Origin of the sequence: Brevundimonas bullata (assembly GCF_003350205.1) — a bacterium.
GTDB lineage: Bacteria > Pseudomonadota > Alphaproteobacteria > Caulobacterales > Caulobacteraceae > Brevundimonas > Brevundimonas bullata.
Genome location: NZ_QLLC01000014.1, coordinates 69,562 through 90,097, shown reverse-complemented (window position 1 = coordinate 90,097; position 20,536 = coordinate 69,562). Strand labels below are relative to the sequence as shown.

21 protein-coding genes are annotated in these 20,536 nt (G+C 67.5%); 11 read left to right on the top strand and 10 right to left on the bottom strand.

Features of this window, described 5'->3' with window-relative positions; all coding sequences use genetic code 11:
* Positions 1-84: 84 nt before the first annotated feature.
* Both DXK21_RS08795 and DXK21_RS08790 read right to left on the bottom strand, forming a co-directional pair.
* A complete protein-coding gene (locus tag DXK21_RS08795) occupies positions 85-627 on the bottom strand; it encodes a GNAT family N-acetyltransferase (protein ID WP_114817411.1) in 543 nt (180 codons plus the stop codon).
* Positions 624-2,846, bottom strand: a complete 2,223-nt coding sequence (locus tag DXK21_RS08790; protein ID WP_114817410.1) for a S9 family peptidase — start codon at positions 2,844-2,846, stop codon at positions 624-626. Before DXK21_RS08790 ends, DXK21_RS08795 begins: the two co-directional genes overlap by 4 nt.
* Before the next feature lie 64 nt (positions 2,847-2,910).
* Between DXK21_RS08790 and DXK21_RS08785 the strand changes: the two genes are divergently transcribed.
* A complete protein-coding gene (locus tag DXK21_RS08785) occupies positions 2,911-3,708 on the top strand; it encodes a trypsin-like serine peptidase (protein WP_114817409.1) in 798 nt (265 codons plus the stop codon).
* On the opposite strand, the gene DXK21_RS08780 is transcribed toward DXK21_RS08785, so the two are convergent.
* Both DXK21_RS08780 and DXK21_RS08775 read right to left on the bottom strand, forming a co-directional pair.
* Entirely contained in the window at positions 3,705-4,445 is a 741-nt protein-coding gene (locus DXK21_RS08780; protein ID WP_114817408.1) for an energy transducer TonB, read from the bottom strand. The genes DXK21_RS08785 and DXK21_RS08780 overlap by 4 nt on opposite strands.
* A gap of 43 nt (positions 4,446-4,488) precedes the next feature.
* The gene (locus tag DXK21_RS08775) at positions 4,489-6,273 is read right to left on the bottom strand and encodes an acyl-CoA dehydrogenase (protein WP_114817407.1); all 1,785 of its coding nucleotides are present in this window, start codon (positions 6,271-6,273) and stop codon (positions 4,489-4,491) included.
* 123 nt (positions 6,274-6,396) lie between these two features.
* Here DXK21_RS08775 and DXK21_RS08770 point away from each other — a divergent pair, with 123 nt between their 5' ends.
* Complete coding sequence (locus DXK21_RS08770) at positions 6,397-6,948, top strand: cytochrome b (protein ID WP_114817406.1); 552 nt, start codon at positions 6,397-6,399, stop codon at positions 6,946-6,948.
* Positions 6,945-7,865, top strand: a complete 921-nt coding sequence (locus DXK21_RS08765; protein ID WP_114817405.1) for an L-threonylcarbamoyladenylate synthase — start codon at positions 6,945-6,947, stop codon at positions 7,863-7,865. Before DXK21_RS08770 ends, DXK21_RS08765 begins: the two co-directional genes overlap by 4 nt.
* A 291-nt stretch (positions 7,866-8,156) precedes the next feature.
* Here the strand turns inward: DXK21_RS08765 and DXK21_RS08760 are convergent, their stop codons facing one another.
* From DXK21_RS08760 to DXK21_RS08745, 4 genes are all read right to left on the bottom strand, one after another.
* On the bottom strand, positions 8,157-9,182 hold the full coding sequence (locus tag DXK21_RS08760) for a patatin-like phospholipase family protein (protein WP_114817404.1): 1,026 nt from the start codon (positions 9,180-9,182) through the stop codon (positions 8,157-8,159).
* Positions 9,183-9,321: 139 nt separating this feature from the next.
* A complete protein-coding gene (locus tag DXK21_RS08755; protein WP_114817403.1) occupies positions 9,322-10,119 on the bottom strand; it encodes a 3-hydroxybutyrate dehydrogenase in 798 nt (265 codons plus the stop codon).
* Positions 10,120-10,184: 65 nt separating this feature from the next.
* Positions 10,185-10,958 carry a peroxide stress protein YaaA gene (yaaA, locus tag DXK21_RS08750; protein ID WP_114817402.1) on the bottom strand — a complete coding sequence of 258 codons (774 nt, stop codon included), beginning with the start codon at positions 10,956-10,958 and terminating at the stop codon, positions 10,185-10,187.
* A gap of 94 nt (positions 10,959-11,052) precedes the next feature.
* The gene (locus tag DXK21_RS08745) at positions 11,053-12,456 is read right to left on the bottom strand and encodes an FAD-binding oxidoreductase (protein WP_114817401.1); all 1,404 of its coding nucleotides are present in this window, start codon (positions 12,454-12,456) and stop codon (positions 11,053-11,055) included.
* A 77-nt stretch (positions 12,457-12,533) separates the two neighbouring features.
* Between DXK21_RS08745 and DXK21_RS08740 the strand changes: the two genes are divergently transcribed.
* Genes DXK21_RS08740 through DXK21_RS08730 form a run of 3 tightly spaced genes read left to right on the top strand, consistent with a single transcriptional unit; the run spans position 12,534 to position 14,550 of the window.
* Positions 12,534-13,025, top strand: coding sequence for an NUDIX hydrolase (locus DXK21_RS08740; RefSeq protein WP_114817400.1), 492 nt, complete (start codon positions 12,534-12,536; stop codon positions 13,023-13,025).
* Between the two features lie 25 nt (positions 13,026-13,050).
* On the top strand, positions 13,051-14,088 hold the full coding sequence (locus DXK21_RS08735; RefSeq protein ID WP_114817399.1) for an SPFH domain-containing protein: 1,038 nt from the start codon (positions 13,051-13,053) through the stop codon (positions 14,086-14,088).
* A 3-nt stretch (positions 14,089-14,091) separates the two neighbouring features.
* Positions 14,092-14,550 carry an NfeD family protein gene (locus DXK21_RS08730; RefSeq protein WP_114817398.1) on the top strand — a complete coding sequence of 153 codons (459 nt, stop codon included), beginning with the start codon at positions 14,092-14,094 and terminating at the stop codon, positions 14,548-14,550.
* A 10-nt stretch (positions 14,551-14,560) separates the two neighbouring features.
* On the opposite strand, the gene rnhA is transcribed toward DXK21_RS08730, so the two are convergent.
* Complete coding sequence (rnhA, locus tag DXK21_RS08725) at positions 14,561-15,013, bottom strand: ribonuclease HI (RefSeq protein WP_114817397.1); 453 nt, start codon at positions 15,011-15,013, stop codon at positions 14,561-14,563.
* 111 nt (positions 15,014-15,124) lie between these two features.
* Between rnhA and DXK21_RS08720 the strand changes: the two genes are divergently transcribed.
* Genes DXK21_RS08720 through tatC form a run of 3 tightly spaced genes read left to right on the top strand, consistent with a single transcriptional unit; the run spans position 15,125 to position 16,835 of the window.
* A complete protein-coding gene (locus tag DXK21_RS08720; RefSeq protein WP_114817396.1) occupies positions 15,125-15,343 on the top strand; it encodes a twin-arginine translocase TatA/TatE family subunit in 219 nt (72 codons plus the stop codon).
* A 26-nt stretch (positions 15,344-15,369) separates the two neighbouring features.
* On the top strand, positions 15,370-15,951 hold the full coding sequence (tatB, locus tag DXK21_RS08715; RefSeq protein WP_114817395.1) for a Sec-independent protein translocase protein TatB: 582 nt from the start codon (positions 15,370-15,372) through the stop codon (positions 15,949-15,951).
* The gene (tatC, locus tag DXK21_RS08710) at positions 15,948-16,835 is read left to right on the top strand and encodes a twin-arginine translocase subunit TatC (protein WP_114817394.1); all 888 of its coding nucleotides are present in this window, start codon (positions 15,948-15,950) and stop codon (positions 16,833-16,835) included. Before tatB ends, tatC begins: the two co-directional genes overlap by 4 nt.
* Here tatC and metC read toward each other — a convergent pair.
* On the bottom strand, positions 16,832-18,019 hold the full coding sequence (metC, locus tag DXK21_RS08705) for a cystathionine beta-lyase (protein WP_114817393.1): 1,188 nt from the start codon (positions 18,017-18,019) through the stop codon (positions 16,832-16,834). The genes tatC and metC overlap by 4 nt on opposite strands.
* 78 nt (positions 18,020-18,097) lie before the next feature.
* Here metC and DXK21_RS08700 point away from each other — a divergent pair, with 78 nt between their 5' ends.
* Both DXK21_RS08700 and DXK21_RS08695 read left to right on the top strand, forming a co-directional pair.
* Positions 18,098-19,201, top strand: a complete 1,104-nt coding sequence (locus tag DXK21_RS08700) for an amino acid ABC transporter substrate-binding protein (RefSeq protein WP_114817392.1) — start codon at positions 18,098-18,100, stop codon at positions 19,199-19,201.
* A 30-nt stretch (positions 19,202-19,231) separates the two neighbouring features.
* Positions 19,232-20,536 carry a dicarboxylate/amino acid:cation symporter gene (locus DXK21_RS08695; RefSeq protein WP_114817391.1) on the top strand — a complete coding sequence of 435 codons (1,305 nt, stop codon included), beginning with the start codon at positions 19,232-19,234 and terminating at the stop codon, positions 20,534-20,536.

Genomic DNA, 20,536 nt, shown 5'->3' with positions numbered 1-20,536 from the left:
AGGAGAAGAGGGCGATTAAGGGCGACTCATGATCGGGTCAAGCGCAATGTACGAAAGGGCTGAAAATAGCCGAGAATTCAGCTTCTAGCGCCCGCAGTCGAGGCCAGGGGCGTCGGGCGCGGCGGTCGCGCCCAGGCCCAGAGCCTTCTGCATGAAGACCACGTCGCGCCAGGCGTCGAACTTCCATCCGGCGGCGTGGAATATGCCGACGTGTTCAAAGCCGGCGGCGGCGTGCAGGGCGATGGAGCCGGCGTTGGCGCTATCGCCGATCACCGCCACCATCTGACGCATTCCCATAGCCTCGCAGGCGCCCAGCAGGGCCTTCAGCAGGGCCTTGCCCACGCCGCGCCCGCGAAACGCCTCGGCCACATAGATCGAGTCCTCGACCATGTAGCGATAGGCGGCGCGCAGGCGGTAGGGCCCGGCATAGGCATAGCCCGCGACCTGGCCGTCGATCTCGGCGGTCAGGACGGGCAGGCCCAGCGTGGCGGGCGCGGCCAGCCGCGCCCGCATCTCATCGACTGAGGGGACATCCAGCTCGAACGTCCCCGTGCCGTTCAGCACGCTGTCGGCGTAGATGGCGGTGACAGCCGCCAGATCGGCTTCCGCAAACGGCCGAACGATCACGCCTTCAGCCAGCCCTTGTCCACGGCCCAGACGGCGAAGGCGTAGTCGTGGGCCACGTCCTTCAGATAGTCGAAGCGGCCCGACGAGCTGAAGTGACCCGCCGTCATATTGATCTTCAGCAGGACCGGATTGCCCGATGTGGTCGCGGGCCGCAGCTTGGCCACCCACTTCTCCGGCTCCCAATAGGTGACGCGCGGGTCGGACAGGCCGCCGGTGGCCAGCACTGCCGGATAGGCCTTGGCCTCGATCTGGTCGTAGGGGCTGTAGCTGTACATGTAGTCGTAGGCGGCGGCGTCCTCGATCGGATTGCCCCACTCGGGCCACTCCGGCGGCGTCAGCGGCAGGCTGGTGTCGCTCATGGTGTTGATCACGTCGACGAAGGGCACGCTGCCGATCACGCCGGCCCACAGGTCAGGGCGCATATTGGTGACGGCGCCCATCAGCAGACCGCCCGCCGACCCGCCCTGGGCCACGATCTTGCCCGCCGTCGCATAGTTGCGTTCGATCAGGTGCTCGGCGCAGGCGATGAAGTCGGTGAAGGTGTTCTTCTTGGTCATCCGCCGGGCGCTGAGGAACCAGTTCCAGCCCTTGTCCGAGCCGCCGCGGATGTGGGCGATGGCGTAGATGAAGCCGCGATCCACCAGCGACAGCCGGTTGGTCGAGAAGCTGGCCGCCATGGGGATGCCGTAGGAGCCGTAGCCGTAGAGCAGCAGGGGCGCCGAGCCGTCGACCGGCGTGTCCTTGCGGCGCAGCACCGTCACCGGCACCAGCTGACCGTCCGAGGCCGGGGCGTTCAGCCGCTCGACCACATAGTCGGCGGGGTTATGGCCCGAGGGCACTTCCTGAACCTTGCGCAGGGTCCGCTCGCGCGTCTTCAGGTCGTAGTCATAGGTCGAGGTCGGCGTGGACGGCGAGTTGTAGCCATAGCGCATGACCGTGGTGTCGAACTCCGTCGCCCCGCCCAGCGACAGGGCGTAGGCGGGCTCGTCCACGGCGATCTCATGCTCGGCGCCGGCCCGGTCGCGGATGACGATCTTCGTATTGGCCTCGGCGCGCTCCTGACGGCCCAGGTAATCCTTCACCAGGGCCACGCCCTCGATGAAGCGGCCCGGCGTGTGCGGGATCAGATCCTTCCAGTTGGCCCTGGCCGGGGCGTCGGTCGGCGCCTCGACCACCTTGAAGTCGATGGCGTCGTCGGCGTTGGTGCGGATCACCCAGCGGTCGCCCCAGTGGTCCAGATCATACAGGCGGCCGATGTGGCGCGGCTCGACCACCACGGGCGTCGCGGTCGGGTCCGCGCCCGGAATGATCCGGCCTTCCGAGGTCTCCTGATTGCCGATGCCGATGATGATGAAGGCGTCGTCGGAGGTGCGGCCGACGCTCTGGAACATGCCGTCGTCGGTTTCCTCATAGACCAGGGTGGTCTCGCCGCCACGCGCCGGCCGACGGAAGATCTTGTCCGGGCGGCCGTTGTTGTCCCGGTTGGTCCAGAAGATCCACTGGCTGTCCGGCGAGAAGGTGAAGTTCTCGGTCGCCGATTCGATGGGGTCGGGCAGGACCTCGCCGGTCGCAAGGTCCTTGACGTAGATCTTGAAGACCTCGGAGCCCTGCGCGTCCTCGGCATAGGCGAACAGGGCGTGGTCGGGGCTGTGCTCCACCGCCGAGACCTCCGAATAGGCCTTGCCCTCGGCCAGGGCGTTGCAGTCCAGCAGGAGCTGAGGTGCCGGGGACTTGATGAAGTTCTTGGTTACGAGTTGCCCGTCGACCATCCAGGTCCCCTGGCGCTCGACCCGCATATAGCGCGGGTGCTGCTCGCCGGTGCGGTACTCGGTGAAATACTCCCAGTCGCCGTCCGCAGCGGGGACTGAGCTGTCGTCCTCCTTGATGCGGCCCTTCATCTCCTCGAACATCGCCGCCTGCAGCGGCAGGGTCGAGGCCATCATGGCCTCGCGATAGGCGTTCTCGGCGGTCAGGTGTTCCTTGACATCGGCCTTGATCAGCGAGGGGTCGCGCAGCACGGCCTGCCAGTTGTCGTCCTTCATCCACTGATAGTCGTCGACGCGGACGCGGCCCAACTGCTCGATGCGGACGGGGACCTTCTTGGCGACGGGCGGTTGGGGCAGGGACATCGAGGCTCCGGTAGTCGAACGGGCGAGTGCAGGGGAGGCGGCGGCGAGGCCGACGGCGGCGGTCGAGGCGATCAGTTCGCGGCGATTCATCAATAGGCTCCCCAATGGTTCGGGCGGACCTTGTGCCCGCCGACGGGCGGCGTCAAATGGCGACATGATCTCTCAGGATGTTCCGCCCGCTCCGCCCGCCGTCGTCGCGCCCGCCCCATGGGACCTGACCGTCGGTCTGATCAACGCCACGGTGCAGCTGGATCAGCCGCTGAACGAAAGCGCGCGCAAGGTCGGCACCGGCTTCCTGATTTCCGCCCCCCGACCGGATGGCACGCCGCGCGTGGTGCTGGTCACCGCCGCCCATGTCCTGAATGTCATGCCGAGCGCCGAGGCGCGCATCGGCTGGCGTACGCCCGAAGCAGACGGGGCCTGGAAATTCACGCCCGCGAACCTGCCGATCCGCGACGCCGTGGGGACGCCGTTATGGACGCAGCACCCCGAGCGCGACGTGGCGGTGATGGAGATCGCCGCGCCGGCCGCCTTCGCCCAGGCCGCGATCCCCCTGGGCTGGCTGGCGGACGAAACCACCTTCGACCAGTGGCGCGTGGGGCCGGGCGACGAACTGATGGCGCTGGGCTATCCGCACGGCCTTTCGGCGAACAAGGCGGGCTTTCCGATCCTGCGCCTGGGCCGGATCAGTTCCTGGCCGCTGACGCCGATCCGCCACTTCCCCATCTTCCTGCTGGATTTCGCGGTGTCGCAGGGCAACTCGGGCGGGCCGGTTTTCTGGACGCCCGCCGTCGACCGCCTGCCGGGCGCGCCGACGCCGGATCACCCCTACATCGCCGGGGTGCTGGTGCAGGAGGTCCAGGGCGGCGGCGAGGGGTTGGAGCTGGGCGTCGTGGCTCATGCTCAGTATGTGCGCGAGGCGATTGCGCTGCTGGACGCACCCCGTCCCTAGACCCCGGGCGCGCACTCATATCGGGCGCAATATCGGCGGCGAAGTTCGGCGTCGGCGGCGTGTCGGTCGAACTGGTCCGCGCTGGCCGCCGCAAACCGCCTGCTCCAGGTTTCCTCGTCAAGCGGTCGGGTAGGCGGCATTTCCGGGAGCCCGATCTCGGCCAGAAGACGTGCGGCGACGACGGTGAAGATCGCCTGCGTCTTCTGACGATCCGGATACAGTTCGCCGATCCATTCCGTCACCACAGCGCGGCGGTCAGGCGGGAGATCCTCCAGCCCGAAACGCGAGAGAATGGGTCTCCGAGAGGCCGCCCGTGCTGCCCAGCGCTGGGCGGAAGCTTGCTGACCGGCAGTGGGCTCAGGGCCTGTCCAGGGGACAGGCTTCGTGGACGGCGTCCTCGCCGGCATGCGGAACGGAAGCTGGACCTGGATTCGGCTCGGTTCCGAAGTTCCGTCCCCGGTTCGCGGGGCGAGGACGCCGCGTTGGACCACACGCACGGCTTCGCGGCCAAAGCCCAGGTCGGCGGGCTTCTCCGACATGGCGGTGCAGGCCGACAGGGCGCCGGTGGACAGGGCTTCACACTGCACAACGACGTGGCCCTCCGCCCGGATGATAGCGGCGAAACGCGGATAGTCGGCGGCCGTCGCAGCGGGCGCGGAGACCCAGATGGGGTTCACCACCTTCGGGTCTTCGCCGGCTAAGGCGACGCTGATTAAAAGGGCGGCGATCAAGGGCATGAAGCTTCCTTCAGGCCGAAGCGTCGCACGCCCCCGCCGAACGTCAACCCGCCAGAGCTTCGGCGCTCAGCCCTTGCAGAAGCTCACCGCCCTGACCCACGGCGGCCAGGCGGCTGGAGACGTGGCCCAGGACGTTCGCGGCGTAGAGCTCGTAGAGGTCCAGCTTGCCTTGTAGCCAGACGGGATCGCCGTTCCCGGCGTCCAGGCGGGCCTTGGCGGCCAGAGCGCCCTTGGCCAGCATCCAGCCGCCGACCACGTCGCCCATCAGCTTCAGATAGGCGTCGGCGCCGGCCAGGACGTCGGCGGCCCGCGCTGCGTCGGCCTTGGCGTCCAGCAGCCAAAGGGTGGCGTCCTCGACGGCCTCGATGGCCGTGGCGAAACGTTCGACCGGCTTGCCGACATAGAGGCGGTCGATGTCGATCAGGGTCGCCTTCATGTCGGCGATCAGGGCGTGGGCCGACTCGCCGCCGTCCATCGACAGCTTTCGGCCGACCAGGTCCATGGCCTGGATGCCGTTGGTGCCTTCGTAGATCGGGGCGATGCGGGAGTCGCGGTAGTATTGGGCCGCGCCGGTCTCCTCGATGAAGCCCATGCCGCCGTGGACCTGGACGCCCAGCGAGGCGACTTCGCAGCCGATGTCGGTGGACCAGGCCTTGGCGATGGGGGTGAACAGGTCTTCGCGGCCCTTCCAGGCCTTGCGCTCGGCCTCGGTGGCGGCGTGCTTGGCCAGGTCGGCGGCGACGCCGGTGGACAGGCAGATGGCGCGGGCGGCGGCGATCTTGGCCTTCATGACGCCGAGGGTGCGGCGCACGTCCGGGTGGTCGAAGATCGGAGCGTTCTTCTCGCCGGTCCAGACGCTGCGGCCCTGACGGCGGTCCAGGGCATAGGCGAGGGCGTGCTGATAGGCGCGCTCGGCGATGCCGACGCCCTCGACGCCGACGGCGAGGCGGGCGGCGTTCATCATCACGAACATATGGGCCAGACCCTCGTTCGGACGACCGACCAGTTCGGCGCGGGCGCCTTCATAGGCCATGACGCAGGTGGGCGAGGCGTGGATGCCCAGCTTGTGCTCGACCCCGACCGGGTGGAAGGCGTTGCGTTCGCCCAGCGACCCGTCGGCGTTGACGGCGAACTTGGGCGTCAGGAACAGGCTGATGCCCTTGGGGCCGGCGGGGGCGTCGGGCAGGCGGGCCAGAACCAGGTGGATGATGTTGTCCGTGGCGTCGTGGTCGCCCCAGGTGATGAAGATCTTCTGGCCGTTCAGGGCATAGGTCCCGTCGCCGTTCGGCGTGGCCGTGGTGGTCAGGGCGCCCAGGTCCGAACCGGCGTGCGGCTCAGTCAGGACCATGGCGCCGGTCCATTCGCCGCTGACCAGCTTGGTCAGGTAGGTGGTCTTCTGGTGCTCGGTGCCGACGGCTTCCAGCGCCTCGATCGAGGCCAGCGACAGCATGGGGCAGAGGCCAAACGCCATGTTGGCGGCGTGGACGGTTTCATAGGCCGCCAGTTCCAGCGCCTTGGGCAGGGCCTGGCCGCCGGCCTCGACCGAGGCGGTCAGGCTGGTCCAGCCGCCTTCGGCGAACTGCTTGTAGGCGTCCACGAAGCCGGGGGCGGCGGTGACGGCGCCGTCGGCGTACTTGGCGCCTGCTAGGTCGCCGGGGCGGTTCAGCGGGGCCAGCACCTGTTCCGAGAACTGACCGGCGGCCTCCAGCACCGCGCCCATGACGTCGGCGTCATAGTCGGGAAAGGCGCCCGTGGCGACGACCTGATCAATGCCGGCGACGGCTTCCAGGGCGAAGGCGAGGTCACGGACGGGGGCGCGGTAGCTCATGGCGGTCTCCAGGAATCTTCAACATGCTTCTGACGCCCCAGACGTGGGTGATGCAAGGGCGCTTGGACTTTGGTCGAGGTTCCGCCAAGCTATGGACCTGTGCCGTCGCGGAAGGAAAGACCCATGGCCGAACCTCGGAACCGCTATTCGACCGTTTCCCTGATCCTGCACTGGGTTATCGCTGTGGCCGTCGTCGCGCAGGTGGCGCTGATCATGGCGCACGACGCAACCGAGGGGCCGCTGTCGCGCGAGTTCGTGCAGGTTCACAAGGCGGTCGGGCTGACCATCCTGCTTCTGACCCTGGGGCGAATCGGCTGGCGGCTGGCCAATCCCCTGATCGCCCTGCCGGTCGAGATGCCGAGGTGGGAGCGCATCCTGGCGCGGACGACGCAGATCGCCTTCTACGTCGTGCTGCTGGCCATGCCGCTGACTGGCTGGCTGGCGTCGTCGGCGGGCGGTCGCGAGATCAGCTGGTTCGGCCTGTTCCAATGGCCGCTGCTGCCGGTCGGCGGCGGGCGCGAGGCGGCGGGCCAGTTTATGGACACGCATGAGATGGTGGCGAAGCTGCTCTATGTGCTGATCGTCCTGCACATCGCTGGGGCGCTGAAGCATCAGTTCATCAACCGGAACAATGTGCTGCACCGCATGATCCCGATGATCCCGCGCCGGCCATGACCGGCGACACCCCTGAAATCGCCGCCGAGGCGTTGAAGACCGGGCGGCTGGTCATGCTGCCGACCGAGACCGTCTATGGGCTGGCGGCGGACGCTTCGAATCCGCAGGCGGTGGCGCGCATTTTCGAGGCGAAGGGAAGACCGCGCTTCAACCCCTTGATTGCGCACGTCGCCAACGGCCTGGACGCCGAGAGCATCGCTGTCTTCGACGAGCGGGCGCGGGCGCTGGCTGAGGCCTTCTGGCCCGGCCCGCTGACCATTGTGGCCCCGGTGCGGGATCGGGAGCGGGTCTGTGATCTGGCCCGCGCCGGTCTGGACAGCGTGGCCGTGAGGGTGCCGGGCCATCCGCGCGCACGAGCGGTGATCGCGGCCTTTGGCGGGGCCGTAGTCGCCCCCTCGGCCAATCGTTCGGGACGACCCAGCCCCACGACCTTCGACGACGCCATGGAAGAGACCGGCCAGTTCGTCGGCGCCGCCGTGGATGGCGGGCCGTGCGCGGTGGGCGTGGAGAGCACGGTCGTTTCGGTGCTGGACGGCGTGGTCGCCCTGCTGCGTCCCGGATCGGTGACGCGCGAGGAGATCGAGGCCGTGGTCGGCCCGCTGGCCGAGAGTGGACAGGGGCATCGCTCGCCCGGACGATTGGCCCTGCATTACGCCCCCGACGCCCCTGTGCGGATCGAGGCCGAGACGGCGAACGAGGGTGAAGTCCTGCTGGGCTTCGGTCCCGGCGTCGGCGAGGCGCGTTGGAGCCTGAGCCCGAACGGCGACCTGCGTGAAGCGGCGGCCAATCTGTTCCGGTTGCTGCGCGAAGCGGACCGGACCAGGCCTGTCGGCATCGCCGTATCGCCGATCCCGCACAAGGGGCTGGGCGAGGCGATCAACGACCGGCTGCGCCGTGCGGCGGGGTTCGTCGGCTGATCGCTGTTGCACTGCTCTAAGAAAAAAACAGTGCAATTGGTGCAATGAGCGGAGCGTCGCAGTTCTGGCTCTGAGTGACGGCGCTGGAGCCTGTGCGGGAGCCGGGGACCTGAGGCGGGCGGCGGCGAGCGGGAATGTCAAAGACCGTCTGAGGGCTGTAGTCTGGCCCACTCGGTGGCTCAGGCGAGCAAATGACCGCGACGGGACGACGATCCCTTGTTTTAAAGGGGATTGGCGCGTCGCCTTGCGACAGCCAGGTCGCGACGGCGTGCGGTCTGCGGCGCGCGCGGCCTAGAGAAAACGGGCCTTCAGATCGACGCTGGAGGTCTGTCCGACCTGAGGCGCGCAGTTTTCGAGCCAATGCTCCGCCGCCCGACGCCCGCGCGATTTCAGGTCGTTGAGGAAGCTCCATTCCGTGTCGAACTTGGTCGAGAGCGACAGGCTGCCCAGCCAGTCGTCGACCTCGATGGCGTGCATACGGACGGCGCGATGGCGGTCCTCGTTGCGGCTAAGCTTGCCGTCGGCGATCAGGTCCTGAACGAAGGCGACGGCGCGCAGTTCGGCGACCAGGGGGGCGTTGAACAGGATCTCGTTCAGCCGATCCATGATCTCGCCCGCCTCACGCGGGGCCTCGTCGCGAACGAAGGGGTTCAGCGGCAGCAGCAGGACATCGTCCGGCGTGTCGGCGTAGAACAGCGGCCACAGCGCGGGATTGGCCAGATAGCCGCCGTCCCAATAGGGCTCGCCCTCGATCTCGACCGCGTGGAAGAGGTGGGGCAGACAGGCCGAGGCCAGCAGGACGTCGGGCGTGATCTCGGGCGAGCGGAACAGGCGCGACCGGCCGGCGCGGACCGCCGTGGTCGAGACGATGAGTTGAATATCCGAGCCGCGCACCGCCTCGAAGTCGACGGCGGCTTCTAGCACCCGCTTCAGCGGGTTGAGGTTGAAGGGGTTGAAGGAATAGGGGCTCATCGACATGGCCAGGGTCTCGCCCGCCTTCCACATCGGGCTGTCCTTGAGCCAGCCGGGCGTCAGGGCCTTGGACCAGATGGCGCTGTCGCCGAAGACGTTGCGGCCGCCGGATTGATTGACCTCGCGCCACAGCTTGTCCAGCGCGGCGCGGCCGCCCTCGGCGCCGCCCTGTTCCAGTCCGGTGATCAGGGCCGCAGCGTTCATCGCCCCCGCCGAAGCGGCGGTGACGGCGCGGATGTCGAGGATGTCCGACTCAAGCAGCCGATCCAGCACGCCCCACTGAAAGGCCCCGTGCGAGCCGCCGCCCTGAAGCGCGAGGCAGATGGGTTTGCGTTTCGTCGCCATACCTCACTCCGTCATCCCGGCTGTAGCGTAGCGAAGAGCCGGGATCGCCAAAAGCGCCATCGCCGGAACAGTCGTGTCTGAGCGGTCCCGGATAACGGCGGCGCCGTTTCCGGGATGACGCATGAAAAGCTTTGGCGGCTTACTGAGCGGTCCAGCCGCCGTCGACCGAGAAGTGCGAGCCGTTGGCCGAGGCGCCGAGGTCGGACACCAGATAGAGGAAGAGGCCCGCCAGTTCGTCGGTCGTGACGAAGCGTTTGGTCGGCTGCGAGCCGAGGATGACGTTCTTCATCACGTCGTCGGGCGTCATGCCGCGCGTTCGAGCCTGATCCTCGATCTGTTTGGTGACGATGGGGGTCTCGACGAAGCCGGGGCAGATGGCGTTGCAGGTGATGTTCTGCTGGGCCAGTTCCAGAGCCACCGTCTTGGTGAAGCCGATCACGCCGTGCTTGGCGGCGACATAGGCCGACTTGAACGGGCTGGCGACCAGGCCGTGGGCCGAGGCGATGTTGACGATGCGCCCGCGCCCCTGGGCCTTCATGATCGGGATCGCAGCCTTGGTGGCGTAGAAGGTCGAGGACAGGTTGATCGAGATGATCTTCTCCCACGCGTCGGCGGGGAAGTTCTCAACGGCCTCGACGTGCTGGATGCCGGCGTTATTGACCAGGATGTCGAGGCGGCCCAGCTCACGGTGGGCCGTGGCGACCATGTCGGCGATCTGATCCGGCTGGGTCATGTCGGCGGGGTGGTAGAGGACGCGCACGCCGGTCTCGGCCGCGAGATCGGCGCGGGTCTGTTCGATGACGGCGGGATCGCCCAGGCCGTTCAGCACCACGTCGCCGCCGCATTGCGCGACGGCGCGGGCCAGCGCCAAGCCTATGCCGGAAGTCGAGCCGGAGACGACGGCGACCTGGCCCTTGAGATCGTTCATGGCGAACATGCGGTGAGAACCTGTGGAATAGCTATGCTGCAACGCAGCCTAACCGCAGTCGTTCAATCTGGCGATCAGGAATTTCCTTCCCTGATGAATATCCAGTCCGCCTCGGTCGAAAGCGCCTTGTCGAAGCGGTAGCCGTCGCGGTCGAAGGCCTTGAGATCCTCGGCTTTCTCGATGCGGTTCTCGATGGCGTAGCGGGCCATGGCGCCGCGCGCCTTCTTGGCGAAGAAGGAGATGATGCGGGCCTCGCCGTCCTTGCGCTCCTTGAAGTGGGGCGTGATGACCGGCAGCTTCAGCGCCTTGGCGTCGACGGCGCCGAAGTATTCCTGGCTGGCCAGATTGACCAGGGTGCGCTCGGGCAGGGGGGCTGCGTCCTCGTTCAGGCGCAGCGAGATGCGCTCGCCCCAGAAGTCGTAGAGGGTGGCGCCCCGCTTGGTCTTCAGTCGCGTGCCCATCTCCAGCCGGTAGGGCTGGATGGCGTCCAGCGGGCGCAGCAGGCCGTAGAAGCCCGAGAGGATGCGCAGGTGATCCTGGGCCCAGGCCAGATCGGCGGGGGCGAGCGAGCGGGCGTCCAGCCCGTCATAGACGTCGCCGGCGAAGGCGAAGACGGCCTGCAGCGCGCCCTCGGTCGTCTCGTTGTCGAAGGCCTGGAAGCGTTCGTAGTTGAGGTCGGCCAGGGCGTCGGAGATCGACATCAGGCGGCGCAGCTCGGCGCGGCTCAGCTTGCGCGTCACCTTGGCCAGTTCGGCGGTCTCGTCGGCGCAGCGGCGCGGCGTCGAGGGCACGTCGAGGGCAGGGGCCGTGAAGTCCAGCCGTTTGGCCGGGGACAGGACGATCAGCAAGGCGACATAGACTCCGAAGCATCGGGAAGCGGGCCTCATAGGCCCCTTCCGTGACGATTTGAACCGTCGGCGGCGTCACATGCGGTCGTGAGGCCTAGAAGAGGACGGCCGGGTTCATGATCCGCTGGGGGTCGATGGCCTGGCGGACAGCCTGCATGGTCGCGATCTCCAGCGGCGACTTGTAGCGTCGCGCCTCGTCGGTTTTGAGCCGTCCCAGGCCGTGTTCCGCCGAGATGGAGCCGTTGTAGCGGGCCACCACGTCGTGGACGATTTCGGAGCCTTCCATCCAGCGGGCGATGAAGGCGGGGATGTCCTCGCCGACGCCGGGGATCACGTCATAGTGAAGGTTGCCGTCGCCGACGTGGCCGAAGACCGAGACGCGGCAGCCGGGGTGGAATTTTTCGACCGCCGCCGTGGCCTCGTCGATGAAGTCGGCGATTTGGGACACCGGCACCGAGACATCGTGCTTCCAGCCGCCGCCCTCGGGCTTGAGGGCCGCCGAGTGTTCCTCGCGCAGACGCCAGAAGGCGGCCTTCTGGGCGTCGTTCTGGGCGATGGCGGCGTCGATGATCAGGCCTTCCTCGAAGGCGCTGGTCAGCAGCCGCTCCATGGCCGAATCGGCGCCGCCGGGCTCGCCTGAGGTCAGCTCGATCAGGACGTACCAGGGCGGGGTGGTCTCCAGCGGCTCTCGCGTGTCGGGAATGTTCTTGAGCACCAGGGCCATGCCCAGACGCTTCATCAACTCGAAGGCCTCGACCCCGCCGCCGGTCTCGGCCTTGGCGCGGGCCAGCAGGGCGACAGCGGCGTGGTGGCTTTCTAGACCGACGATGGCCGTGGCGCGGCTGCGCATGATGGGGAAGAGTTTCAGCGTCGCCGCCGTGACTACGCCGAGCGTGCCCTCGGCGCCGATGAACAGCTGCTTCAGGTCATAGCCGGTGTTGTCCTTGCGCAGGCGCTTCAGGCCGTTGAACACCTGACCGTCGGGCATGACGGCTTCGATGCCCAGCACCAGGTCGCGCATCATGCCGTAGCGCAGGACCGCCGTGCCCCCCGCGTTGGTCGAGATCACGCCGCCGATGGTGGCGGAGCCTTCGGCCGCGAGGCTGAGGGGAAAGAAGCGGTCCTTTTCCTTGGCCAGTTGCTGGGCCTCCAGCAGGGTGACGCCGGCCTCCAGCGTCATGGCGTCGTCCAGTGGCGTGACGTCGCGCACGGTGCGCAGCTTGCGCGTGGACAAAAGGACCTCGCCAAAGGGGATCTGGCCGCCGACCAGGCCTGTGCCGCCGCCCTGGGTCACGACGGCGACGCCGTGGCGGGCGCAGATCTCGATAGCTGTGGCGACTTCTTCGGTCGTACGCGGCTGCAGCAGGATCGGTGTCTCGCCCGTCCAGCGCCCGCGCCATTCGGTCAGCCAGGGGGCCATGTCGTCGGCGTCCTGGGTCCAGGCGCCGGGCAGGGCGGCCTTGAGGTCTTCGATGGCGGCGGGCGTGGGGAGGGTCATATCCGCCTTGTGGCAAAAGGCGCGGCGTGGTGGAAGCGCAAAACCCTGCCTCCAGGCGCTCAATTCGCGGAGAAAACATGATTCCGGTCCCGGCTGTGGGCGTGGTCTGCCTGAAAGGCGACGAAGTCCTGCTGATCCGGCGCGGCACGCCGCCGCGTCAGGGCGAATGGAGCCTGCCGGGCGGTCGGATCGAGCCTGGCGAGCGGCTGGCCGACGCCGCCCGGCGTGAACTGCGCGAGGAGACGGGCGTGGAGGCCGAACTGATCGGTCTGATCGACGTGGTGGACGGCCTGTTTCCGGAGGCAGGGAGGCACTACGTCCTGATCGACTACGCCGCGCTGTGGACGGGCGGCGAGCCGACAGCAGGCGACGATGCCGCTGAGGCGGTCTTCTTGCCGTTCGAGGAGGCGCTGCGGCGGGTCGACTGGTCCGAGACGCGGAGGATCATCTGTCAGGCGCGGGCGATGGCGGCGGCCCATAGTACCGCCCTAGGCGCGGGACAGGGCGCTGACGGCCTTGTCATCGCCGGTGAACCGGATTCGGTGGCGCGAGGGCGGGGCGACCGTTAAGCTCCGCTCTCAACCGGAGGGGCTTATGGATTTCTCGATTTTCTTCTTTGTGGTGTTCGCGGCCTTCGCGATCATCTTCCTGTTCAGCGTCATCAAGATCGTGCCGCAAGGCCGTGAATTCACGGTGGAACGCTTTGGCAAATACACCAAGACGCTGAAGCCCGGCATCAGCATCCTGACCCCCTTCGTCGAACGGGTCGGTCGGCGCATGAACATGATGGAGCAGGTCCTGGACGTGCCCCAGCAGGAGGTCATCACCAAGGACAACGCCATGGTGAAGGTCGACGCCATCGTCTTCATCCAGGTGATGGAGGCCTCGGCCGCCGCCTATCGCGTTGAAAACCTGCCCTACGCCATCACCCAACTGTGCATGACCAACCTGCGCACCGTGGTCGGTTCGATGGAGCTGGACGAGGTCCTGTTCCAGCGCGACAGCATCAACTCGCGCCTGCTGACCGTCATCGACGCGGCGACCGAGCCGTGGGGCGTCAAGGTCAACCGGATCGAGATCAAGGACCTGACCCCGCCCGCCGACATCACCAACGCCATGGCGCGTCAGATGAAGGCCGAGCGCGAGAAGCGGGCGGTGATCACCGAGGCCGAGGGCGAGAAGCAGGCCGCCATCGCCCGCGCCGAGGGCGCCAAGCAGTCGGCCATCCTCCAGGCCGAAGGCCGCCGCGAAGCCGCCTTCCGCGACGCCGAGGCGCGTGAGCGTGAAGCCGAGGCCGAGGCCAAGGCGACCGCCATGGTGTCGGAAGCCATCGCGCGCGGCGACGTCAACGCCATCAACTACTTCGTGGCCCAGAAATACGTCGAGGCCTTCGCCGAACTGGCGCGCAATCCGACGGCCAAGACGGTCATCGTTCCGGCCGAGATGAGCGGTCTGGTCGGCACCATTGCAGGCCTGGGCGAACTGGTCGGCCTGGCCAAGGAGCAACAGCAGGGGCGCACGGACGTTCGTCGTGAGCCCCGTCAGGCCGCCGCGCCTTCGCCCGCCTCTACGCCGCCCGCCCGCACTGTCGCGCCGCGCCGTCCTGGCGGCGCGGTTCCGACCACGGAGTAGGTCATGGACTTCATCCAGAACCTCTACGCCAGCCAGCCTTTCTGGCTGTGGCTGGCCGTCGGCGTGGTCCTGCTGGCCATCGAGGCGGCGGCCTCGACCGAGTGGCTGCTGTGGCCGGCGGTCGCGGCGGGGGTCGTCGCCCTGATCGCGGCGATCGCGCCGAACCTGGGCCTGCCGGTCGAGGCGGGAATTTTCGCCGCCCTGACCGTTATCGCCACCCTGGCGTCGCGGACCCTGATCAAACGGGTCAATCCGACCGACGAGCCCGACATCAACGACCGCGACCTGCGTCTGGTCGGCGAGCGGGCGCGGGTGGTCGAGGCCTTCGTCGATGGTCGCGGTCGGGTCTTCGTCTCGGGCGCCGAATGGCCGGCCGAGATCGAGGGCGCCGCCCCGCTGGCGGGCGAGAGCGTGGTGGTCGAATCAGTGGCCGGTCCGCGCCTGAAGGTACGCGCCATCTGAGCCCTCCGGCCTAGCGGCGTCTCATCTCGTCCACGCCGCGATTCGCCAGGGTGTCGGCGCGTTCGTTCAGGACGTGGCCGGCGTGACCCTTGACCCAGTGCCACTTGACCTCGTGGCGGCTGCGGGCCTCGTCCAGGCGCCGCCAGAGGTCGTCGTTCTTGACCGGCTTCTTGTCGGCGGTCTTCCAGCCGCGCGCCTTCCAGCCTCTGATCCACTCCGTAATGCCCTGCATGACGTATTTACTGTCGGTATGCAGGTCGACGCGGCAGGGGCGTTTCAGCACTTCCAGCGCGGCGATGGCGGCCATCAACTCCATGCGGTTGTTAGTGGTGTTGGGCTCGCCGCCCCAGATTTCCTTCTCGTGACCGCCGCCGGTTTGCAGAATGGCGCCCCAGCCGCCAGGGCCGGGATTGCCCTTGCAGGCGCCGTCGGTATGGATGATGACGTGATCAACGAGACTCATGGCCGCGTCCCTACAGCCTCCCTTGGCGCGCCGCCATCAGTCAGCCTATATGACGCACAACAATCAGTCGGACGGGACCGGGTTTCTTCGGTTCCTTGAGGAGGTATCGCCATGGGCTCCATGAGCATCTGGCATTGGGCCATCGTCGTCGTCGTCGTGCTGGTCCTGTTCGGCGGACGCGGCAAGCTGTCCGGCATCATGGGCGACGCGGCCAAGGGCATTCGCGCCTTCAAGGATGGCCTGAAAGACGACACGGATTCCAAGGGGCCGAAGGACGGGGTGAGCTCGCTGCCGCGCACCGAGGCCGAAAAAGAAGACCTGAACCGCTGATCGCGTTCGCGGAGAGACGCTGAATCATGGGTGGTCTTGGCCCCGGAATCGGCGGGTTCGAAATCCTTGTCATCGGTCTGGTGGCCCTGCTTGTCGTGGGGCCAAAGGATTTGCCGATGCTGATGCGCAGGGTTGGCCAGTTCGTCGCCAAGGCGCGCGGCATGGCCAACGAATTCCGCGCCAGCTTCGACGAAATGGCGCGCCAGTCCGAGCTGGACGACCTGCGCAAGGAGGTCGAGGCGCTGCGGACGGGGCAGGGGATGCACCCGCTCGGCGCTGACGCCGAAGCGGCGTTCAAGGACATCCGTAGGGATCTGGAGGCGCCGCTGGGCGTCCCGGCTCTGGCGACGTCTGCCATGGCGGACGCCGCCCCCGTCGCCACGGGCGTGGACGAATGGCCTGACGCCGTGCAGCCTGAGGCTGAACCCGTGCCTAAATCCGTGCTTGAGCCCGTCGCCGCGCCCAAGGCCAAGGCGGCTTCAAAGCCGAAGACGGCTCGTGCGCCGGCCAAGAGCGCCGCCAAGCCAGCCTCGAAGGTCAGCCCCGCCAAGGCTGAGACTGCGGCCGCCAAGCCCAGGGTCGTGCGCAAGAAGAAGGTCGATCAATGACGTCGTTCGACCGGGACGAGGCCGAGATCGAGGCCTCGCGCGCGCCCCTGATGGATCACCTGATCGAGCTGCGAGGGCGGCTGCTGATCTGCGTCGTGGCCTTCATCGTGGCCTTCATCGGCTGCTTCGCCGTCGCCGATAAGCTCTATCTCTTCCTGGTTCAGCCCTATGTGGTGTCGGCGGCCTTCCATCAGACGGTGGGGGCCCACGGCCATGTCTCGCCGTTCGACCTGATCCTGGGGACAGCGCGCCTGATCCCGGTGCCTGCTGTCGATGATCAGAGCGTCAAGCTGATCTATACGGCGCCGCTGGAGTTCCTGTTCACCAAGATGAAGCTGGCGGGTCTGGGCGCGGTCATCATCGCCTTCCCGGTCCTGGCCTGGCAGCTGTATCGCTTCGTGGCGCCGGGCCTGTATCGCAACGAGAAGGGCGCCTTCCTGCCCTTCCTGATTGCGGCGCCGGTGCTGTTTCTGCTGGGCGCGGCCCTGGTCTATTTCGTCATGCTGCCCTTCGTCATGTGGTTCTCGCTGAGCCAGCAGATCATCGGGCAGGGCGTCTCGGCCGAACTGCTGCCGAAGGTGTCGGACTATCTGAACCTGGTGACGGCTCTGATCCTGGCTTTTGGCCTTTGCTTCCAGTTGCCGGTCGTCATGACCCTGTTGGGGCTGGCTGGCATGATCAGCTCCAAGGTCATGGCCCAAGGCCGTCGCTACGCCATCGTCGCCGTGGTGGTGGTGGCCGCTGTCGTCACCCCGCCGGACCCCATCAGTCAGCTGATGCTCGCCGTGCCCATGGTGCTGCTCTACGAGGTCTCGATCTGGTGCGTCCGCATCATCGAAATGCGCCGCAAGAAGGCGGACGCGGCTGAAGAGGCGACCGTCTAGAACGAGGCGGTCGTAGTCTGCGCCACGCGCCAGGCCTCAAGGCCGATTTCGAGATCTGCGATGAGATCGGCGGGGTCTTCCAGGCCGACGTGCAGGCGCAGCAGTTGACCCGGCAGGTCGGGCCTATGCTGGCGATGGGCCAGTTGCGGCGTTTCGTGAGTAATCAGGCTTTCGAAGCCGCCCCAGGAATAGCCCATGCCGAACAGGCTGAGGGCCTTCATCAGGGCGTGAGCCGAGGCCTTGTCGCCGCCCTTCATGACCAGGCCCATCAGGGCCGCGCCGCCGGAATAGTCCCGCCGCCACAGGTCGTGGCCGCCCGAGCCGGGCAGGGGCGGGTAGAGGACGCGCTCGATCTCAGGCCGGGCTTGCAGCCATTCGGCGACCTGAAGCGCAGATTTCAGCGCCTCGTTGTAGCGCAGGGGCAAGGTGCGCAGGCCCCGCAGCGCCAGCCAGGCGTCGTCGGGCGAGACGTGCCAGCCCATGTCCTCGATCGTGTGCAGCATGGCGCGGGCGATCCCCGCGTCCTGAACCGCGATGGCGCCCATAAGCAGGTCGGAATGGCCGGCGGCGTACTTGGTCACGGCCTGGACGCTGACGTCGACGCCATGTTCGAGCGGGCGGAAGGCGAGGCCTGCCGCCCAGGTGTTGTCCATCACCGTCAGCACGCCGCGCGCCTTGCAGGCGGCGGCCAGGGCGGGAACGTCGACCATCTCGAACGTCAGAGAGGATGGGGATTCGATCAGGAGCAGCCGGGTCTGTTCGCCGCAGAGCGATAGGATTTCCGAGGTCGTGGCTTCTGCAGGATGAAACCGCGTGGCGATGCCTCGCGCGGCCAGGTGGCGGGTCAGGAAGCGGCGCGTGGGGCCGTAGACGGCGTCGCTGGTCACGACTTCGTCGCCGGGGCGCAGCAGGGTCAGCAGCGGAACGGTCACGGCTGCGAGGCCCGATGGGACCAGGAAGGCGTCGCCGGCGCCCTCCAGATCGGCCAGGGCGGCGCGCAGTTCGCGGGCGGCGCTCGTCCCGTCCAGGCCATAGACCGGCCCGGGCGTCGAATCCTGCATGGAGGCTGGGTCGTCGCTGAGCATGGTGGAGGCGCGCTCGAGCGGAGGATTGACCGGCCGACGGCCCTGGCCGCGTCGCGTGGCGGAGGCGATCAGGCGGGTGCGGTCGGAAAGGCGCGGCATGAAGGCTCCGGCGGGTTGCGGTTCTGGCGTTAGAGGGCTCTAAAGAAGGCGGGGGCGCAAGCTGGAGAGGGTGCCGGAATGCGGACGTCGAAGGTCGTGACGGGAATATCGTTGGCGCTGCTGCTGGCGACGGGCGCCTGCGAGCGGCAGGCGAAGACCGATCAGGCAGAGGCGCCGACCCCCTCACGACCGACCACGACCGCGATGCCGGACGATAGGGCCAGCCCCACCCTGGCGGCGATTAAGCAGCGCGGGCGCCTGAACTGCGGCGTCAATCAGGGACTGGTCGGGTTCGCCTATACGGATAATCGCGGCGCCTGGCGCGGCTTTGACGTCGACTTCTGTCGGGCGACGGCGGCGGCGATCTTTGGCGATCCTGATGCCGTGCGATTCGTGCCGCTGACCGCCGAACTGAGGTTCGAGGCTCTGCGCGACGGGCGGGTGGACGTCCTGTGGCGCAATACGTCCTGGACCATGAGCCGCGACACCGGCGGCGAACTGAGCTTCGCCGGGATCAACTATTACGACGGTCAGGGCTTCCTGGTGCGTCGCGCCCTGAACTTGAACAGCGCAGCTGAACTGAACGGCGCGCGCATCTGCGTCCAGACCGGCTCGACCACCGAGCTGAACGTCGAGGATTATTTCCGTACGCGCGGGATCGAGTTCCGTCCCGTCATGGTCAAGACCGAGGAAGAGGCGCGCCAGGCCTATGCGCGCGAGGAATGCGACGCCTTCACCGCCGACATCTCGGCCCTGGCGGCCGCGCGAACGACCCTGGCCAATCCGCAGCAGCACGCCATCTTGCCGGACGTCATCTCCAAGGAGCCTTTGGGGCCGGTCGTGCGCCAGGGCGACGACCAGTGGACGGCGGTGATCCGCTGGACCTTGAACGCCCTGATCCTCGGCGAAGAGCTGGGCGTGACCAAGTCCAATGTGGCGGGCCTGGCGCGCGACAGTCAGGAACCGCGCATCCGGCGCCTGCTGGGCGAGGACGGAGAGTTCGGGCCATCCATAGGCCTGCCGCGGAGCTGGGCACGGGACGCCATCGCGGCGGGCGGCAACTATGGCGAGATTTTCGAGCGGAACCTTGGCCAGCAATCGGCGCTGAATCTGGCCAGGGGGCTGAACGCGCAATGGAGCGCGCGGCCCGGCGGCCTGATCTACGCCCTGCCGATCCGATAGGGCTCAAAAGGCCGACTGAACGGGGGACGCATGACCACGACGACGAGAAAAGCCCTTCCACTTCATGTGCTGATGTTTATCGGCTTTCTGGTCGGACTGTCGGGCGGTCTGGCGGTCAATCTGACCATCGGCGGCGATACGCCCTGGGTTCAGTGGCTGACGTCGAACATCACGGGGCCGGCGGGGCAGATCTTCCTGCGGCTGCTGTTCATGCTGGTGCTGCCGCTGCTGTTTTCGGCCCTGGTGGTCGGCGTGGCCGAGATGGGAGATTTGAAGACCTTGGGGCGGGCAGGGACTAAGAGCCTGCTGTTCACGGTCTTCATCTCAGCCATCGCCGTCATCATCGGCCTGGTTATGGTCAATGTCTTCCGCCCCGGCGACGGCGTGGACCCGGCGCTGGCTCAGCAACTGCTGGAGCAGGGGCGCAGCGGCGCTGCCTCCATCGTCAGCAGCGCGCCGGACTCGGTTCGGGCGGGGGACTTCTTCCTCGACCTGGTGCCGTCCAACGTCTTCACGGCGGCGGCGCAGAACGAAATCCTGCCGGTCATGGTCTTCGCCCTGCTGTTCGGCATCGGCTTGGTGATGACCAAGAGCCCGGCGACGGACCGCCTGCAACAGACCATCGAAGGTCTGTTCGAGGTGATGATGAAGCTGATCAACCTGGTCATCCGACTGGCGCCCATCGCCATTGCCTGCCTGATGTTCAACCTGGCCGCTCTGTTCGGGTGGGAACTGCTGGTGAGGCTGGCGGCCTTCGTCGGTGTCGCCGTGGGGGCCATGGCGATCCATATGTTCGTGGTCTATCCGATCTGCATCGCCACCATGGGCGGCATGTCGCCGCTGAAGTTCTTCCGCGACATCCGCGAGGCCATGGTGGTCTCCTTCTCGACCGCCTCGTCCAACGCCAGCCTGCCGGTGTCGCTGCGCGTGGCGGAGCAGAACCTGGGCCTGCCGCGCAAGATCGCCCGCTTTGTCCTGACGGTCGGAGCCACGGCCAATCAGAACGGCACGGCCCTGTTCGAAGGGGTGACGGTGTTGTTCCTGGCGCAGTTCTTCGGCGTGGATCTGAGCCTGGGTCAGCAGTTCATCGTCATGCTGGTCTGTATCCTGGGCGGGGTCGGCACCGCGGGCGTGCCGGCGGGCAGTCTGCCGGTCATCGCCATGATCCTGGCCATGGTGGGCGTGCCGCCGGAAGGGATCGGTCTGATCCTGGGCGTCGACCGCTTCCTGGATATGTGCCGCACCACGCTGAACGTGACCGGCGATCTGGTCGTCGCCACCGTGGTGTCGCGCGGTGAAGAGGACCCGGACGCGACGGTTCCGGCTGCGGCCTAA

Bases quoted from the DNA above. Each gene is read 5' to 3' on its own strand.
- metC (WP_114817393.1), bottom strand. From the start codon at position 18,019: ATGCCGCGCCTTTCCGACCGCACCCGCCTGATCGCCTCCGCCACGCGA.
- DXK21_RS08775 (WP_114817407.1), bottom strand. From the start codon at position 6,273: ATGAGCTACCGCGCCCCCGTCCGTGACCTCGCCTTCGCCCTGGAAGCC.
- DXK21_RS08745 (WP_114817401.1), bottom strand. From the start codon at position 12,456: ATGACCCTCCCCACGCCCGCCGCCATCGAAGACCTCAAGGCCGCCCTG.
- DXK21_RS08765 (WP_114817405.1), top strand. From the start codon at position 6,945: ATGACCGGCGACACCCCTGAAATCGCCGCCGAGGCGTTGAAGACCGGG.
- DXK21_RS08785 (WP_114817409.1), top strand. From the start codon at position 2,911: ATGATCTCTCAGGATGTTCCGCCCGCTCCGCCCGCCGTCGTCGCGCCC.
- DXK21_RS08735 (WP_114817399.1), top strand. From the start codon at position 13,051: ATGGATTTCTCGATTTTCTTCTTTGTGGTGTTCGCGGCCTTCGCGATC.
- DXK21_RS08790 (WP_114817410.1), bottom strand. From the start codon at position 2,846: ATGAATCGCCGCGAACTGATCGCCTCGACCGCCGCCGTCGGCCTCGCC.
- DXK21_RS08720 (WP_114817396.1), top strand. From the start codon at position 15,125: ATGGGCTCCATGAGCATCTGGCATTGGGCCATCGTCGTCGTCGTCGTG.
- tatC (WP_114817394.1), top strand. From the start codon at position 15,948: ATGACGTCGTTCGACCGGGACGAGGCCGAGATCGAGGCCTCGCGCGCG.
- DXK21_RS08770 (WP_114817406.1), top strand. From the start codon at position 6,397: ATGGCCGAACCTCGGAACCGCTATTCGACCGTTTCCCTGATCCTGCAC.
- DXK21_RS08700 (WP_114817392.1), top strand. From the start codon at position 18,098: ATGCGGACGTCGAAGGTCGTGACGGGAATATCGTTGGCGCTGCTGCTG.
- DXK21_RS08755 (WP_114817403.1), bottom strand. From the start codon at position 10,119: ATGTTCGCCATGAACGATCTCAAGGGCCAGGTCGCCGTCGTCTCCGGC.
- DXK21_RS08780 (WP_114817408.1), bottom strand. From the start codon at position 4,445: ATGCCCTTGATCGCCGCCCTTTTAATCAGCGTCGCCTTAGCCGGCGAA.
- DXK21_RS08760 (WP_114817404.1), bottom strand. From the start codon at position 9,182: ATGGCGACGAAACGCAAACCCATCTGCCTCGCGCTTCAGGGCGGCGGC.
- DXK21_RS08695 (WP_114817391.1), top strand. From the start codon at position 19,232: ATGACCACGACGACGAGAAAAGCCCTTCCACTTCATGTGCTGATGTTT.
- DXK21_RS08740 (WP_114817400.1), top strand. From the start codon at position 12,534: ATGATTCCGGTCCCGGCTGTGGGCGTGGTCTGCCTGAAAGGCGACGAA.
- rnhA (WP_114817397.1), bottom strand. From the start codon at position 15,013: ATGAGTCTCGTTGATCACGTCATCATCCATACCGACGGCGCCTGCAAG.
- DXK21_RS08730 (WP_114817398.1), top strand. From the start codon at position 14,092: ATGGACTTCATCCAGAACCTCTACGCCAGCCAGCCTTTCTGGCTGTGG.
- tatB (WP_114817395.1), top strand. From the start codon at position 15,370: ATGGGTGGTCTTGGCCCCGGAATCGGCGGGTTCGAAATCCTTGTCATC.